Consider the following 14,218-nt stretch of genomic DNA (forward strand, 5'->3'; position numbering starts at 1 on the left):
TCCGATAACGCCGCACCAATTATTGAATGGCTTAAGGCGACCAAAGTTTCATCAGAGTTTCTTACTCCCTGAAACAGCAAACAATTTTAACATACCTGAATGAACTGCAAAGTGACAGAAAAGAGATTTACCTTCCATCCGCCACAAAATCAGAGATATCTCACCCAGTCAGTCGTCATTGGTTTACAAATATCGCCATATTCATAGCCATAAATAGCCATGAACAGCCAGCCGGCGCTTTTTCATCTTATCTGCTCAGCGTAAAACCACGGCTGGCGGCCAGCACCTGGATATCGGTTTCAATCTGTGCCAGCTGTGTCTGACGCTTTCGACCGATTGCCCCTGAGTTAAACTTGGATGCCAGGCTGCCAAGAATATAGCGCCAATGCAGCGCTTGTTTTTTACGCTGTTTACGGCTCAAAGGATTCAGTGGCGGCTGCGCTGCGAGCGCCTTGAGCAAGGTTGCAGTAGCGCCGCGCCAAACATCGGGCAGCGATTCCAGGTTATTCAAAAGCCAGCCAAGACATACCAAGCGACTCAATTCGGTGTGGATAAATCCGTTGTCACCCAAAGGCATTTGCCGCCCCAATAACAAGGCATGGAATTGCCCCTGAATTTCCGTGCTCCAAGGTTTGCGTTGCAGCTTGGCCAGGTGCTGGGAGAAGACCATCTTCGCCAGCTCATGCTCAGCAAACAGGCTGCGAATGCCATCGAGCAGTGCCAGGGTAAACTCAGGGTAGCGGCGGCCGAGCGCCAATTGCAGTGAAAGTCCGAGGCCAGAGACGCCCTCGCCTTTACTTGGCGGCTCCCACTTGAGGCACACAGGGACAAACCAGGCAAGAAAACGCGCCTGCCATTCAGGCCTGGCGGCGATATAGCCAAGAGCATGCTGCCCCAAATAGCTACTGGCCGGGCTGGCCCGGTTGGCTTCAAGCAGTGCCAGTAACTCGGCGGGGTTATCGGCCTCCAGTAACTGCTCAACTATTGGCGACAACCGCTCCCGAGCCCGAAGAAAGCGCAAACACTGGACCGTTTTACCCACAAACTTTCCGCCAATGGCCAGCGGCAATAGCGCGATTAGAATCCCCCACAGCTCGAGCCAGGTATTTTGCTGTTCTCGATAGTACTGGATATCGGTGCGCACTATGCCGGGCTCCTCAGGCAAATGCCAAAGGATCACGGCTTCACCGACGCTTCTCGAATCGCAAAGCAGGCCTGGGGGATCCCAGATCTGATACTCACTGCCGTTCGGCAACTGATAATGCACCTGGCAATCCCACTCATAACGGCCAAAACCCCAGCGCCCAGGGGACACATAGTGTTGCTCACGCCGGGCAATATAGCCTTGGGTCTCGACGCCTCGCTCGATCAGGATATTCACTTCATACCAGGATTGGACACTCTCTTTGACAAAATAGAGCCCTAGAGCCGAGAACAGCCCGCCGGCAAGCGCAAAAAAGCCGATAATTATCAGATCTTCCCAGATTGCCCGTATCTTTCCCACCGGGCCTCCTTTGATTCAATCCTTTAAGGCCGCGGATTGTAGCAGATTTCAGCAATCAGTTGAGGAACACTTCACAGTTTGCCATCCGGTTCTGCGCGCGCCAAAGAGTCATGCTATGCTCGGGCAAATTGCTAAAGGAGTAACAGCATGAAACGCCCTATCATTCTCGACTGCGATCCCGGCCATGATGATGCCATCGCCTTGATCCTGGCCCTGGCCAACCCCGAGCTGGATCTGCTGGCCGTGACCACCAGCGCCGGTAACCAAACCCAGGAAAAAACACTCAACAACGCCATGCGAGTGCTTACTCTGCTGGGCAGAACCGATATTCCTGTGGCCAGCGGCGCCCCCAAGCCATTGGCAAGAGAGCTGATCATTGCCGACAGTGTTCACGGTGAATCCGGGCTAGATGGCCCAGAACTGCCGGATCCCGCCTTTGAACCTCAGCCGATGATGGCCTGGGAACTGATGGCAGAGAAAATCCGCCAAAGCAGCCAGCCGGTGACTCTGGTGCCCACGGGCCCCTTGACCAATATCGCTATTTTCCTGAGCGCCTATCCCGAACTCAAGTCCCGTATCGAGCAAATAGTGCTGATGGGCGGCGCCGCCGGTGTCGGTAACTGGACCCCTGCCGCCGAATTCAACATTTTTGTTGATCCTGAAGCGGCCGACATGGTGTTCAAGTCAGGGATCCCCATCGTCATGGCCGGTCTGGACGTGACCCATGAGGCGCAGATCATGGAAGAGGATGTAGCCCGTTTCCGCGCGATTCCCAACAAGGTTGCCAAGTGTGTTGCCGATCTGCTGGAATTCTTTGTTATCTACCACAAGGATCCCAAGTGGGGCTTTGATGGCGCGCCGCTGCATGACCCCTGCACCATAGCCTGGCTGCTCAAGCCTGAGTTGTTCATCGGCTTGGACTGCCATGTTGCCATCGAAACCCAGAGCGAGCTAACTGTAGGGATGACGGTTGTCGACCGCTATCACTTAACCGGCAAGCCCGCCAACGCCAAGGTGCTGATGCATCTGGATCGTGAAGGCTTTGTGGATCTGCTGGTTGAAAGCCTCTACGCCTATCAGGATTAATACATGAGTAGACTAGTGATAATCGGCAGTGCCAATGCCGATCATGTGATGGAATTCAGTCACCTGCCCGAGCCAGGGCAAACATTGATGAGCCGCAGCTACCGTTTGGAACATGGTGGCAAAGGCGCCAATCAGGCAGTTGCTGTAGCCAGACTGGTGCAGCCTGGCACCCGAGTGGACTTTATCTGCCATCTTGGGGACGACGCCATTGCCGATACCATGATCAAGAGTTGGTTGGACGATGGCATTCATCCTCAGGGCTTGAAGAAAGTGCCGGAAATGGCAACCGGCAGCGCAATGATTTTCATCGGCGATGGCGGTGAAAACTGTATTGGGGTGGCCGCCGGCGCCAACGCCAGCCTGGAGCCAGCCGATGTCCACTGTCATCAAGAGCTATTCGAAGGCGCCAGTTACCTGCTGGCACAGCTGGAAACGCCGTTGGAATCGGTCAAAGCCGCGCTGCAACTGGCCAAGCAACAAGACACAGTGACTATTCTCAACCCGGCCCCCGCCAGCACGCTGGCTGACGATGTGCTGGCCTTGGTGGATATCATCACTCCCAACGAAACCGAGGCAGAAGCCCTTACCGGTATCAAGGTGGAAGATGAAGCCGGCGCAGCCAAAGCCGCAGCCGCTCTGCAAGCCAAAGGGGTTGGCGCCGTGGTGATCACCCTCGGCAGCCGCGGCGCCTATGTGCGTCACCCAGAGTTTGAGGGCCTGGTGCCTAGCTACCCGGTCAAGGTACTTGATACTGTGGCCGCAGGAGACACCTTCAACGGTGCCCTGATGGTGGCTTTAAGTGAAGGGCTGGCGATGGAACAAGCGGTGGATTTTGCCAATAAGGCCGCTTCCATAGCCGTGACCCGTCATGGCGCCCAACGCGGTATTCCCTACCGCCGCGAGCTGTAATCACGCCTTTACCGCCACAAAAACGGGAGTCATAGACTCCCGTTTTTTATGCTGGCTGCCAGTCAAATTATTCGCCTGGATTGGCCTCTCTGTGGGCCTGAAGCTTGGTGGCAAACTCCTGCTGCAGCTGCTCCATCTTAGGCAGCAGCCCCTGGCTCAGTGATTGAGTCACCATCATGGACTCCTGCATCACGGCTGGCATCTTGGCGACCATGGAGCGCCCAGTATCACTGGCATAAAACGCCAGCATATCGGCAATTTCCTTGTCGCTGTAATGCTTGACATAAATATCGGTCAACGGCTGCTTCAGCTTGTCCCAGCCCAGCTCCTGCTTGAAGATCTGCGTACTCTTGCGGGCAAACTCTTCAAATAAAGGCTTTTCACTCTCCTTGATATTGAACTGTTGTTGCATGCCCAAAATCATCATTTCCATCTGGGTATAAGCCGTGTCCATCATGGAGTCCATCTGCATTTCCAGCAGTAACTGCTCCACCTGAGCCCGGCGATCGCTGTCATCGGCCAACGCCAAAGGGCTGCTGAGCAATATGCCGCCCAGAACAAGAGATGACAAAAAACCAGGACCTTTCATGAGTGCCTCCGTGGCAAGTATTGATTCGGCTGTCAGTCTATCACAGCCCAAGCGACTGTCAGCTGCTCCAACCTCAGCTGACAGTTAAAATTCTGAGATTAATTCTCATTTAAGGGAAATGCCGTTATGATTGACCCAGGCGGGAGCCTGCGGGGCTCTCGTGCTGTCGAGAGAAATATCGACCCTAAAACCAGAAAAGGAATTGAAAATGAATAAGTTAACCAAGAGACTCGCGGGTATTGCCCTGTTGGGAGCCGGCGCCGTTATCAGCAGCACTGCCAGCGCCGACGAATGCAGCCTGACCATCACAGCCAACGATGCGATGCAATTTGATACCAAGGAATTAAGCGTTCCCGCCAGTTGCAAGACGGTAGAACTGACATTGACTCATTCCGGCACCCTGCCAGTGACAGCCATGGGCCATAACTGGGTTCTGAGCAAGAGCGCCGACATGCAGGGCATTGCTACTGATGGTATGGCAGCCGGCGCCGATGCCGCTTATGTCAAAGACGGTGACGAGCGGGTGATTGCCCACACTCCTCTGGTTGGTGGTGGCGAATCTGTCAGCATCAGCTTCAGCACCGAAGGCATGACACCGGAAGAAAGCTACAACTTCTTCTGCTCCTTCCCCGGCCACTGGGCCGTGATGCAAGGCAGCTTCAGCATCAAAGGCTAAGCCTGCGCGCTTTGGGCCCGAATGAGGGCCCAAAGAAACATCTCCTTTCCCCTTCGCAAGACCCAATAGCCGCCTTTTCGCCAAATGAGTCAGGGAACCCGGTGACGACTTGCCTGTCTTGGCCTTATGGATGAAATCACCTATCAATATTGGCTTGGTTGCCAGCCATGCTTTGACCCATCACCTGCGGTGAGCTCTTGCACAGGCGATCCTGTGACACGGCGTTAATACGTCCCTGTAGCCTCGACGAAAACATCCTTGTTTTCGACGGTCACAGTTCCGCCTGTGCCTGAAAATGAGGCGTATGTCTGCAGGTATATAAGCAATTTCTAGCAAAGCTATGATTGCAGAATTGCACCAATCCCCTTCGGAGCCGCCGCTGGCGTTGTTGCAAATTGGCGTAGTCGAGACAGGGATGTCGAGGCTCGAAGGTCGAGCAGGGATGCGAGTCCTGAGTGTAGCCAATTTGCTTCATAAGCCAGCGGGGATTTCGGCTACGTCGGGGTGTCCTTGGGGATGCAAGGGGCTTTGGACAAGCAAAGCCCCTTGTCCGGTGTGGTGTGGAACACCACGACTTTAGGCCGCTGGCACAGCGGCTATCATGGCTTCTAACTAAAAGTTACTAATTAGTATTGGCAGGGCTTCCAGCGACGGACGGCCTCCCATTGCCTGCCGCAGGCTTATGCACAGGCGATTCTGTGACTCGCTGCGAGTACATCTCTTATCTCCATGGATGGAGTGTATGCCGACATTTGTCTGGAACAAATGCGGTCGAAAACATCCTTGTTTTCGACGGTCACAGTTCCGCCTGTGCCCGGAAAATGGGCGTATTTCTGTGGACATAGAAGCAATGTCAAACAACGATATGCTTGCGGAATTGCAGCAATTCCCCCCCTTTGGAGCCGCCGCTGGCGTTGTTGCAAATTGCGGTCACTTGCCACTAAACAGGATTATGGTTACTTGTCGACTTTCTGCGGATGACAGACAAAGCGCCGCTGGGTAGAGTAGGAATCAAGGCTTGAGCCTGTTTCGGCCAGGCACTATTTGAAGGAGAGAGCTTATGTTGGGCGAAAACCATGCGCTGATCCTGGAGTTTCCGGAGCACAAACAGAAAATCCATCAACTCAAGGAAAACGATCCTCACTTTCGCGAGCTGGCAGCCGAGTATCACGACCTCGACCATGAGATCCGTGGATTGGAAGAAAACTGTGTCCCCACGGCAGAAGAACGTTTCAACCAGTTGAAACTGCGCCGCGCCGAACTCAAGTCCTGGCTCTATCAGCAGTTACTGCGCTGATAACCCCAAATACAGAGGCCCTTGCAGCTTAAACCGCAGGGGCCCATGATCAAATCCTGATTAGCTCGATTCCGAGCCGGATCTTAAAGCCTATCCAGATGCAGGGCGTTGGCAAACTCCTGCAATTCACTGGCTTTAACCCCTTCCCCCGAGAGAGTGAACATGGCATTGCCATTGACTATCACAGTCAGCTCTGCCTCACCGGATTCAGTACTGAGCATGGCGTTATGCCCCTGAACCTTGACCAGCTTGCCGCCGCTCATGGCTATCATAGATGGATTGGTCAGCATGGCCATAACAGACTGCAATAGGGGGGAGTCGAGCACCAGCTCTATCTCCAGTTGCGCACTGTCTTCTTTGTAGTAGTGGCGGCTGGCATTTATGCCCCCGCCCAACATCATGCCACCTGTATCGCTTGAAGGATCATCGGCTTGCCAACCCGGCAATGGCTCGGGAAATACCCCTACGACTTCTCCGGCCCGCTGCTGCCGGATAAGGGTTGAGGCATAATCCAGTTGTGAACTGGCCTGGCTCAATTCACCCTTGCGGTAATGTTGTAACCCGGCCTCAATGGCTTCGGCTACGGCAGGATCTTCGGCAGCCTGCAGCGGCGCCGCCAATGCCAATGAGGCAACAAGTAATAGATTTGAAGGTTTCATTATCTTTCCCTGATAAAAACAGTCCGCGAATAGCATAGCCGCAAGCTGAGTTCTACGCCAGCTATCCGTTACCTGGCTCTTGCTGTAGCTCGGCGGCAAGCTTCCGAAGCAGTGTAACATCTGGCTCAAACGTCAGTACCTGTTCGGCTCTGGCCAGCGCCAGCTCGGAGTGTTTGCGACACACCTCGCTAAACTCTGCCCGGTTGGACAAGGCTTGAAAGGCTTTTTGCAGCCGAATGTGAATCTCCACCAGCGCCGCACCATCCCGGGCTATCGGCATAAAAAAGTCATCGAACAGCTCTTCAAGACGTATCGGCAGCATCCAAACTCTGGGATAGGGAATAGCCTCAGGCGTCGGCAGATTCTGCTCATCAGTCACCTGCCATTTGGCTATCAATCTGACTCCGCGACCAATCACATCTATCGCTGTGCCAGGATCATTCACCGCCGCCGACAAGGCCCTCGATGCCACTTCGGCCAATACCGACAACCCAAAGCGAGGGTCTTGATCGAAAGAACGTTCATTGGCCACGGTAAAAGCCTTGTGCAGTGGCTGCAACTGAGCATCATCGACACCGCCATCCTCAGCCTGAAAACTCAGCCACAGCAGTGGCCGTCCCTGATGGACAAAGGCACCTGGCAATGACGTGATATAGGCTTCGGCGCCGTAATCTTCGGCCCATTGATTGATGCTGCCGAGATCCACATGCTGCACATAGCCTGTGTCGGCCGGATAGAGAGCTAAAGCCCCTTTGGGAATATCCTCCTCGGATGCCAGGCGCCGCCCGTCCAGCCAGGGATGCTCACAGCGCCGCTGGATAGCCGCTCCGGCCGCCTTTTCAATCCTGTCTGTGGTTTCCCCTACCCGGCCTAGCTTGGACAAATGATTGATCCACACCAGAATGGTGGCCACTATCAATACCACCACGGCCACAGTCACCAGAAACAGTACCACCCGCCCCTCTTCGCCATAGACACCGGTACTGAGGGCGATAATGCCCACTATGCTGAAAACAAAGGAGCCGACAAAGGTAGCCAGCGCCTGCTGGGCAGTGGAGTCTTCCATCAACAGCTTGGTTGCTCTGGGGGAAATATTGCTGGTGGCTGCGCCATAGGCGGAAATCATCACACTCAGGGAAAAGGTGGTCACGGCCAACATGCTGGAGGCGAGGATATTGAGCAGCTTGTCCACCGCATCTGCACCTATCATGCCCGACAGCGAAGGGGGAATAACTCCCTGCACCACTATCGCCAGCAATGCGGTAACCACCGCCAGAATCGCAAACAGCACAGTGCGCATCCAGAGTTTGCGGCTCAATTGCAACAGCCGCCAGCCCCATTTACTCAGCATAATCCCACTCCTTTGATGACTCTCTCCCTGGCCAGAATAGCAGCCTTTTGTTCTTTGGACAGGCAGATCAAGCTGTTAGACTTGGGAAGGCGCCAACAAGTCCTATAGTGCAAGCCAGAGCGTCACCAGGACCTATTAGCACCTTCCCTTAAGCTTCTACCCTGCGGCCAGGATAATAATGAAAGTCGATCTCAACCTGCTTCCGGTATTGGAAGTCCTGCTGGAAGAACAAAGCGTTACCGGCGCGGCCAGGCGGTTGCACCTGAGTCAATCGGCCGTCAGCAAGCAGCTTAATCGCCTGCGGGAGTTGTTCAATGACCCGCTGTTTGAACGCAGCGCCTTCGGCCTCAAACCCACTCCCAGAGCGCTGGCTCTGGGGCCAGAGCTGCAGCAATGGCTCAGGTTGGCCGAGCGGCTGACGCTACCGGACGAGTTTGACCCCACCGCCAGTGAACGTCAGTTTCGTATGCACTTGGTGGAAACCGCCTACTCCCTCACTCTGCCGCATTTTATGCCTTCCTTGCTGCGCCAGGCTCCCGGGCTGGATATCAACTGCAAGACCTGGTACCCGGGCACCATGGAGCAGCTGCTGCGCTGCGAGCTGGACTTTGCCATAGGCTGCCGCGAGTGGGATCCGCGCTCGCTGATGCATATCAACAGCCTGCCGGATGAACTCGAGTATCTGGAGCTGACTCGCGACAAACCCATCTGCCTGCTGCCGCCGGATCATCCTGCGCTCGAGGGCGACTGGAACCTGGAGCGTTTTCTCAGCTTCGAGCATCTGCAGGTAGCCTTTGGCGGAATCGAACATTGGTTGTTGGACGATGTGTTGGCGCTGAAGCACAAGACCCGGCGGATCCGCGCCAATATCACCGACTTTCCCACTGCGCTGGAGCTGTGTCGCCACAGCGAGTTAATCCTCTGCGCGCCGGCCAAATATGCGGCCCAGGCGCTGCAACATGTTGAGTTGGCGACGCTGGAAGTGCCGATAGATCTGGTGCCCGGTGCGTACGTGTTGTTGTGGCACAAGCACTTCAATCAAGACCCTGCCCACAAATGGCTGAGGCAGATGATTGCCGACACAGTAATCCCGGCCAATCAGCAATGAAGCGTCGCCAGAATTCGCCTTATACAACAACGCCCTGGTCTGCAGGTCAATACAGTAACGGTTCAATTAAGCGCCTGAATACTTGAGCGCATCAATCAGTAATCTAAAGGCGGCCGAGTGCTGACGCCCACTCGGAAAATAGAGGTGATAACCGGCAAACCGCGGGCACCAATCTTCCAACACCGGGAGCAGTTCACCGGCCGTTATCGCCGGTGCCAACGCATCCTCAGGTTGAAAACAGAGCCCGGCACCGGCAATGGCTGCCTTGGTCACCAAATCTGGTTCATTGCAGATAAGCTGGCCGCTTACCCGCACATTCAGCTCGCGGCCCTCTTTGGCAAACTCCCACACATACAAGCCGCCCGAAGTGGGAAGACGCAGATTAATGCCATTATGCCCGGTCAAGTCCTGGGGGATGGTCGGCTTTGCATGGCGGGAAAAGTAATCCGGCGAGCCCGCCACCAGCATACGCAGATCCGGGCTGATACGCACGGCAACCATGTCTTTGGCTACCTGTTCGCCCAATCGTACCCCGGCATCAAAACCTTGAGCGGCCAAATCAAGCAGTTGTTGATCCACAGAAACCTCGATTTGCAGCTGTGGATGCTGCGCCAGTAAGCGATTAACCACCGGCAGCAATATCGACTCGGCGGCAAACTTGGTGGCGGTAAGCCGAATGTGGCCGCTGATCTCCTGCCTGAAACTGTTGAGTCGCTCCAACTGCTCGGCTATCTGACCAAAGGCAGGCCTTAGGGTCTGCAGCAACTGCTGCCCAGCCTCAGTGGCAGCCACGCTGCGGGTGGTTCGATTCAACAGTTGTACATTGAGGCGCTGCTCCAGGCGCCTTATGGTATGGCTGACAGAGGATTGTGATGTCCCCAACCTGGCCGCGGCGCGAGTAAAGCTGCCCTCTTCAACTACCGCCTGAAACACCCATAAATCCCCCAGCTCTTCCCGTCTCATATATGAATCTCAAATATAAAGCCAATACTGACATATCATTTAAATTACATAATCTGCGCGACTAAGATCGAATGCAAGTCCTCATCTACACAGGAACAGATCATGAAAATCATCAAAAATGCCGCCAGCCAATCCCTTCAGGGCCCGGAAGCCACCTTCTCCGGTCGGGTAAGAATCGATAATCACTTTGAACCCGGCAGCCCATCGCGTATCGGTGCCGCACTGGTCACCTTCGAGCCTGGTGCCCGCACCGCCTGGCATGCCCACGGCGCCGGGCAACTCTTGTATGTCACGGAGGGAAGGGGTTGGATCCAAAAAGCCGGTGAGCCGAAACAAATGATTGAAGCCGGTGATACCGTATGGATTGCAGCCAACGAAAAACACTGGCACGGGGCCAGCCAAGACAGGGCCATGAGCCATGTGGCCGTAGCCGAAGCATCGGAGACAGCACCGGCTGCCATCTGGATGGAAAAAGTCACTGACGATGAATATCAGGCTTGATGCCGATCAGCCCGGAGCGGTTTTCGACCCGGTTGAAGCGATATCCGGACAATGGCGCTCACCTGAATAATACCCTTCACACGGGTAATAGGCTTGATATAGGGTGCAGCCAAGGCAGGTGCCGGCGCTTCAGTTGAGGCGCTCGGCATTGTCCAGCATTTTCACCGGCAATTGGTTATCCAGCAAAAAATAGTAGAGTTGCAAATCGGCTATCAATGACGGCTCGGATAGCTCAAAGTCCTGATAGGTGCGATCCTTGAAACGAAACCTCAGTTGGTGTTCAAAGCGCTTGCTCTGGCAGTAAAGTACCTATTCTATCTGGGCTATCTCTATGGTGACCCCAAGCAAGGCTAACTTGCCTTCAACCAGTTTGACCTCCAACGCGCCTTTGCTTCTGGCTGTTAAATAGTCCATCAGCAGCGACAACAGGACGCACACGGCGATATAGGCCAACTGATGCTCAAAAGGCTCATTGGCGAGATACACCAGATAGTAGGCGAACATAGCGCCCACCAAAGTACGAACAACAAAGCTTTGCAACAGCCTGAAGTCCGGCCGTTTGTTTTCCCTGACAAGTTCTTTCATGGATTCCCTTCTAAACGTTTCCAGCCAACAGCCGAGCGGCAATGATAGAGATATTTTGCATTAAGAACAAATCATTACCAAAATGCGCAGCACCGAAACTCAAGGGAGCACAAGAAAACTGCAAGGCATAAAACCATGCCAGGCGATGGCTTTATGGCGCAAATTGGAAGAGGCCAATCAGGAGGTTTGCCGGGGAGGCTCTCCTTCCCCGGCGCGGGTTTAACGCTAACGGGATGGAATATAGAGCATGTTAATTAGGGCCGCTGCTATGGTGGTAGCCGGATCTTTGCCATCCACCGCCGGTGCCAGGTTGGTCCAAACCACCAGAGTCACCTTGTTGACAGGATCATGCCCCATAAAGGAGTTATAGCCGGGCAGCTCACCAGTATGACCATAGAGGCTGCCAAACTTGGCGATCCCCAGCCCATAATAGGCAGTGTTGGGATTATCGGGATCTATCGGCCTGACACTATCCAGACGCCTTCGCTGCCAATCGGCATCCAGCAGTTCTCCGGCAACCAAAGCTTCTACCCAGGTTGCCAACTCATTGGCACTGGAGATCCCGGCGCCGGCCGCCCAGCCCCAGGAAGGATTGGCCTCGGTTTGATCTATGGGGGCCAGAATGCCCTCTCTGGCTTCTCGCTGCATCTTTTCGGGCAGCATATAAGGCGGATCCATAGTCAACACATTGGTGCCATACATATAACCCCGCGCCAAGGGCGCGGGAAGAGTATTAGAATGGATATCGGGAAACAGAGTCCGCTCAAGACCCAAGGGGGCAAACAACCTCTGCTGCATCACAGCCGCCAGCGGCTTGCCATCGATTTGCTCGGCGATCAGTCCCAGCAAGACGGTATTGGTATTGGAGTATTCAAATGCGCTGCCGGAGGCAAAACCTGGCTTATGGGCAAAACTCATTGCCAGCAGCTCAGCCTGAGTCCACACCTTGGTTGGCTGCTCATCAAGTGTCTGATTCAACTCGAGCGTGGTGCTGTAATTGAACAGGCCGCTACGCATAGTAAGCAAATGCTCTATGGTGATCGACTCACCGTTTGGCACATTGTCGAGATACATGGAGACAGTGTCACTCAGTTGCAGTCGCCCTTGCTGCGCCATCTGCAAAATCACGGTACCGACCCAGGTCTTGGTATTGGAGCCCACCCTGACATGCTGATCAAAGTCGGTCGCTTCACTGCCGCCATAACGGGTTACCCCATAGGCGGTTTTAAAGTCGCCCCTAGGCGTTCGCAGAATCACCACGGCGCCGGGCACCAGCATCTCCTTGGCCAGTTGTTCCACCGTCTTCTGCATCTTGGCCGTGTCGACAGGATTGAGCACCACTTCTTGTGAATCCGAATTGCAGGCGCTCAGCAAACTCACAGAGACCAAGATAGACGCATGGATAGGCAGATAAGCCCAAAACCTCTTGGCGCTGACGACCACCTTATTGCCAAAGGGCCTGGCTCCCAAGCACTCCCGACTCAACACTCGATTGAACATAAACAGCCTCTCCCTATCTGTTATCGCATACCGGCGAGCTAGACTATCCCGCCTTCCATTGCACCACACTAACCTAGTGGGCTTTGGTAGTGGGTTCAAGTTGTTGTGAGAGAAATATGGCGAGTATTGCCGGGAGCAAAAGGTCCCGCTGCCAGGCTGTTTAACAAACTCAGCTACAGCGACTAATCAACTTTGACGTAGAAGCAGTTGCATTTACAGCTGAACAAGCCGATTTGCGGCTCCTTGGGCTTCTTGCCACTGCGCTTGGCCTTTGAATTGGCCACCTCGACAGCATGCTTGATCTCGCTGATTTCCTTGCGGGATAAGCGCCTGGTATGCCCATGCACTGGGCAACGCTCTCTTTCACCATCATGGGTGATACGTTCACCTGACATGCTCTATTCTCCTTTTTATTTTTCGCCCGCCTGGCTGCTAGCCTCCACGGTAGTTCAGCTGCTTATGCTAATTTGCCAACACAGCTCATTTTGCTGTTCAGCCCTAATATTGATATCCATAAACTGCTTGATGACCTCAATATTGGTGCTTGTGTGCAGGCTCGGTTTGCTGGTCGTGTAACTGCCCTTTCCAGCCAAGGCCATGGGAATGAGTAACTGATCCGCCAGTTGCTCTTCCACTGCTGCTTCGGCGCTAACAAACTTATTTACCCGCCCCGCACATCGCTTGGCCACGCGCTCTGCCGAGAGGCCCTGCTCACCAACCACTTCAAACAGGTTGGTATGTGTCTTACCCTGGATTGTTAACTGAAAGCTATTACCTGGCCCTATGGAGTCCACATCCGTGATTATGCCTGACGATGCGCTCCACCCCAGAACCGTTTTTGCTGCAGCCACTTCTCTTTGCCCAATAGACACAGGTAACTGGCTGACAAGTGCATGAAGCCCGCAGTTTTCCGGTTTTTTTGCAAACTCACTTCCAGGCTCCATGAGCCTAATTGGGCTCAAGACTTTTGCCGGCTTTATCTCTATCTGCCACTTGCCACCACCTACCGGATAAAACCCAAGCGAAGACTTCACAATTTGGCAATCGATGCCCATCAGCTTTAACAGCGGCAAATAGGACTGCTCCAGAAAACACAGCGAGGGCGACATTCCATTGTGCGTGCCACCTTCAAACTCGACCTTGGAGCCTGCCTTCGCCAGCGCCAAAACCGGCAAAATGGTTTGGCACACCAACACTGTACTTCCTGCTGTGCCAATGGCGAAACGATAATCGCCGGGCAAAACCTCACCGGGCGAAAACCGTATCCGGCTGGAGCCCAGTTCCACCCCTTCTGTGCTCGCCTCACATATCGCTTGTGCCGCCAATACCGAGGTCAGGTGTTGGCGCAGCAATCCGGGTTTCTTACGCTTGGCTCGAATATTGACTATTTCGATTGGCCGCTGAGTCAAAATAGACAGGGTCAATGCTGTCCTTAACACCTGACCACCGCCTTCTCCCTGCGCCCCATCTATCACTAAATACGGCATGAT

15 protein-coding genes are annotated in these 14,218 nt (G+C 54.3%); 6 read left to right on the forward strand and 9 right to left on the reverse strand.

Annotation, left to right across the window (positions count from 1 at the left end):
* Window positions 1–247: 247 nt before the first annotated feature.
* Complete coding sequence (locus tag ACWAU4_RS17375) at window positions 248–1,504, reverse strand: DUF3592 domain-containing protein (RefSeq protein WP_208125039.1); 1,257 nt, start codon at window positions 1,502–1,504, stop codon at window positions 248–250.
* Between the two features lie 147 nt (window positions 1,505–1,651).
* On the opposite strand from ACWAU4_RS17375, the gene rihA reads away from it, so the two are divergent.
* The gene (gene rihA / locus ACWAU4_RS17380; RefSeq protein WP_025009032.1) at window positions 1,652–2,590 is read left to right on the forward strand and encodes a pyrimidine-specific ribonucleoside hydrolase RihA; all 939 of its coding nucleotides are present in this window, start codon (window positions 1,652–1,654) and stop codon (window positions 2,588–2,590) included.
* A gap of 3 nt (window positions 2,591–2,593) precedes the next feature.
* On the forward strand, window positions 2,594–3,499 hold the full coding sequence (rbsK, locus tag ACWAU4_RS17385) for a ribokinase (protein WP_044735077.1): 906 nt from the start codon (window positions 2,594–2,596) through the stop codon (window positions 3,497–3,499).
* A 67-nt stretch (window positions 3,500–3,566) separates the two neighbouring features.
* On the opposite strand, the gene ACWAU4_RS17390 is transcribed toward rbsK, so the two are convergent.
* A complete protein-coding gene (locus ACWAU4_RS17390; protein WP_208125040.1) occupies window positions 3,567–4,088 on the reverse strand; it encodes a DUF2059 domain-containing protein in 522 nt (173 codons plus the stop codon).
* A 208-nt stretch (window positions 4,089–4,296) separates the two neighbouring features.
* On the opposite strand from ACWAU4_RS17390, the gene azu reads away from it, so the two are divergent.
* Window positions 4,297–4,764 (forward strand): azurin, encoded by a 468-nt coding sequence (azu, locus tag ACWAU4_RS17395; RefSeq protein WP_101059385.1) that lies wholly within the window; start codon window positions 4,297–4,299, stop codon window positions 4,762–4,764.
* A gap of 1,060 nt (window positions 4,765–5,824) precedes the next feature.
* Complete coding sequence (locus tag ACWAU4_RS17400) at window positions 5,825–6,061, forward strand: YdcH family protein (RefSeq protein WP_025009029.1); 237 nt, start codon at window positions 5,825–5,827, stop codon at window positions 6,059–6,061.
* An 83-nt stretch (window positions 6,062–6,144) separates the two neighbouring features.
* On the opposite strand, the gene ACWAU4_RS17405 is transcribed toward ACWAU4_RS17400, so the two are convergent.
* Both ACWAU4_RS17405 and ACWAU4_RS17410 read right to left on the reverse strand, forming a co-directional pair.
* Window positions 6,145–6,720: a hypothetical protein gene (locus ACWAU4_RS17405; RefSeq protein WP_025888839.1), complete on the reverse strand. Its 576-nt coding sequence runs from the start codon at window positions 6,718–6,720 to the stop codon at window positions 6,145–6,147.
* Window positions 6,721–6,781: 61 nt separating this feature from the next.
* Entirely contained in the window at window positions 6,782–8,071 is a 1,290-nt protein-coding gene (locus ACWAU4_RS17410) for a DUF2254 domain-containing protein (RefSeq protein ID WP_045282973.1), read from the reverse strand.
* Window positions 8,072–8,243: 172 nt separating this feature from the next.
* Here ACWAU4_RS17410 and ACWAU4_RS17415 point away from each other — a divergent pair, with 172 nt between their 5' ends.
* Entirely contained in the window at window positions 8,244–9,179 is a 936-nt protein-coding gene (locus ACWAU4_RS17415) for a LysR family transcriptional regulator (RefSeq protein ID WP_071237072.1), read from the forward strand.
* A gap of 66 nt (window positions 9,180–9,245) precedes the next feature.
* Here the strand turns inward: ACWAU4_RS17415 and ACWAU4_RS17420 are convergent, their stop codons facing one another.
* Window positions 9,246–10,142, reverse strand: coding sequence for a LysR family transcriptional regulator (locus ACWAU4_RS17420; RefSeq protein WP_208125042.1), 897 nt, complete (start codon window positions 10,140–10,142; stop codon window positions 9,246–9,248).
* A gap of 102 nt (window positions 10,143–10,244) precedes the next feature.
* Between ACWAU4_RS17420 and ACWAU4_RS17425 the strand changes: the two genes are divergently transcribed.
* On the forward strand, window positions 10,245–10,643 hold the full coding sequence (locus tag ACWAU4_RS17425; RefSeq protein ID WP_025009023.1) for a (R)-mandelonitrile lyase: 399 nt from the start codon (window positions 10,245–10,247) through the stop codon (window positions 10,641–10,643).
* A 309-nt stretch (window positions 10,644–10,952) separates the two neighbouring features.
* On the opposite strand, the gene ACWAU4_RS17430 is transcribed toward ACWAU4_RS17425, so the two are convergent.
* From ACWAU4_RS17430 to rtcA, 4 genes are all read right to left on the reverse strand, one after another.
* Entirely contained in the window at window positions 10,953–11,228 is a 276-nt protein-coding gene (locus tag ACWAU4_RS17430; RefSeq protein ID WP_208125043.1) for a hypothetical protein, read from the reverse strand.
* A gap of 225 nt (window positions 11,229–11,453) precedes the next feature.
* A complete protein-coding gene (locus ACWAU4_RS17435; protein ID WP_208125044.1) occupies window positions 11,454–12,728 on the reverse strand; it encodes a serine hydrolase domain-containing protein in 1,275 nt (424 codons plus the stop codon).
* 182 nt (window positions 12,729–12,910) lie between these two features.
* Entirely contained in the window at window positions 12,911–13,123 is a 213-nt protein-coding gene (locus ACWAU4_RS17440) for a hypothetical protein (RefSeq protein WP_096140933.1), read from the reverse strand.
* 54 nt (window positions 13,124–13,177) lie between these two features.
* On the reverse strand, window positions 13,178–14,215 hold the full coding sequence (gene rtcA, locus ACWAU4_RS17445; protein WP_107110579.1) for an RNA 3'-terminal phosphate cyclase: 1,038 nt from the start codon (window positions 14,213–14,215) through the stop codon (window positions 13,178–13,180).
* Window positions 14,216–14,218: the final 3 nt, after the last annotated feature.

Source organism: Shewanella sp. FeAMO (assembly GCF_053653955.1).

Bases quoted from the DNA above. Each gene is read 5' to 3' on its own strand.
- rihA (WP_025009032.1), top strand. From the start codon at position 1,652: ATGAAACGCCCTATCATTCTCGACTGCGATCCCGGCCATGATGATGCC.
- rbsK (WP_044735077.1), top strand. From the start codon at position 2,594: ATGAGTAGACTAGTGATAATCGGCAGTGCCAATGCCGATCATGTGATG.
- ACWAU4_RS17390 (WP_208125040.1), bottom strand. From the start codon at position 4,088: ATGAAAGGTCCTGGTTTTTTGTCATCTCTTGTTCTGGGCGGCATATTG.
- azu (WP_101059385.1), top strand. From the start codon at position 4,297: ATGAATAAGTTAACCAAGAGACTCGCGGGTATTGCCCTGTTGGGAGCC.
- ACWAU4_RS17400 (WP_025009029.1), top strand. From the start codon at position 5,825: ATGTTGGGCGAAAACCATGCGCTGATCCTGGAGTTTCCGGAGCACAAA.
- ACWAU4_RS17405 (WP_025888839.1), bottom strand. From the start codon at position 6,720: ATGAAACCTTCAAATCTATTACTTGTTGCCTCATTGGCATTGGCGGCG.
- ACWAU4_RS17410 (WP_045282973.1), bottom strand. From the start codon at position 8,071: ATGCTGAGTAAATGGGGCTGGCGGCTGTTGCAATTGAGCCGCAAACTC.
- ACWAU4_RS17420 (WP_208125042.1), bottom strand. From the start codon at position 10,142: ATGAGACGGGAAGAGCTGGGGGATTTATGGGTGTTTCAGGCGGTAGTT.
- ACWAU4_RS17425 (WP_025009023.1), top strand. From the start codon at position 10,245: ATGAAAATCATCAAAAATGCCGCCAGCCAATCCCTTCAGGGCCCGGAA.
- ACWAU4_RS17430 (WP_208125043.1), bottom strand. From the start codon at position 11,228: ATGAAAGAACTTGTCAGGGAAAACAAACGGCCGGACTTCAGGCTGTTG.
- ACWAU4_RS17435 (WP_208125044.1), bottom strand. From the start codon at position 12,728: ATGTTCAATCGAGTGTTGAGTCGGGAGTGCTTGGGAGCCAGGCCCTTT.
- ACWAU4_RS17440 (WP_096140933.1), bottom strand. From the start codon at position 13,123: ATGTCAGGTGAACGTATCACCCATGATGGTGAAAGAGAGCGTTGCCCA.
- rtcA (WP_107110579.1), bottom strand. From the start codon at position 14,215: ATGCCGTATTTAGTGATAGATGGGGCGCAGGGAGAAGGCGGTGGTCAG.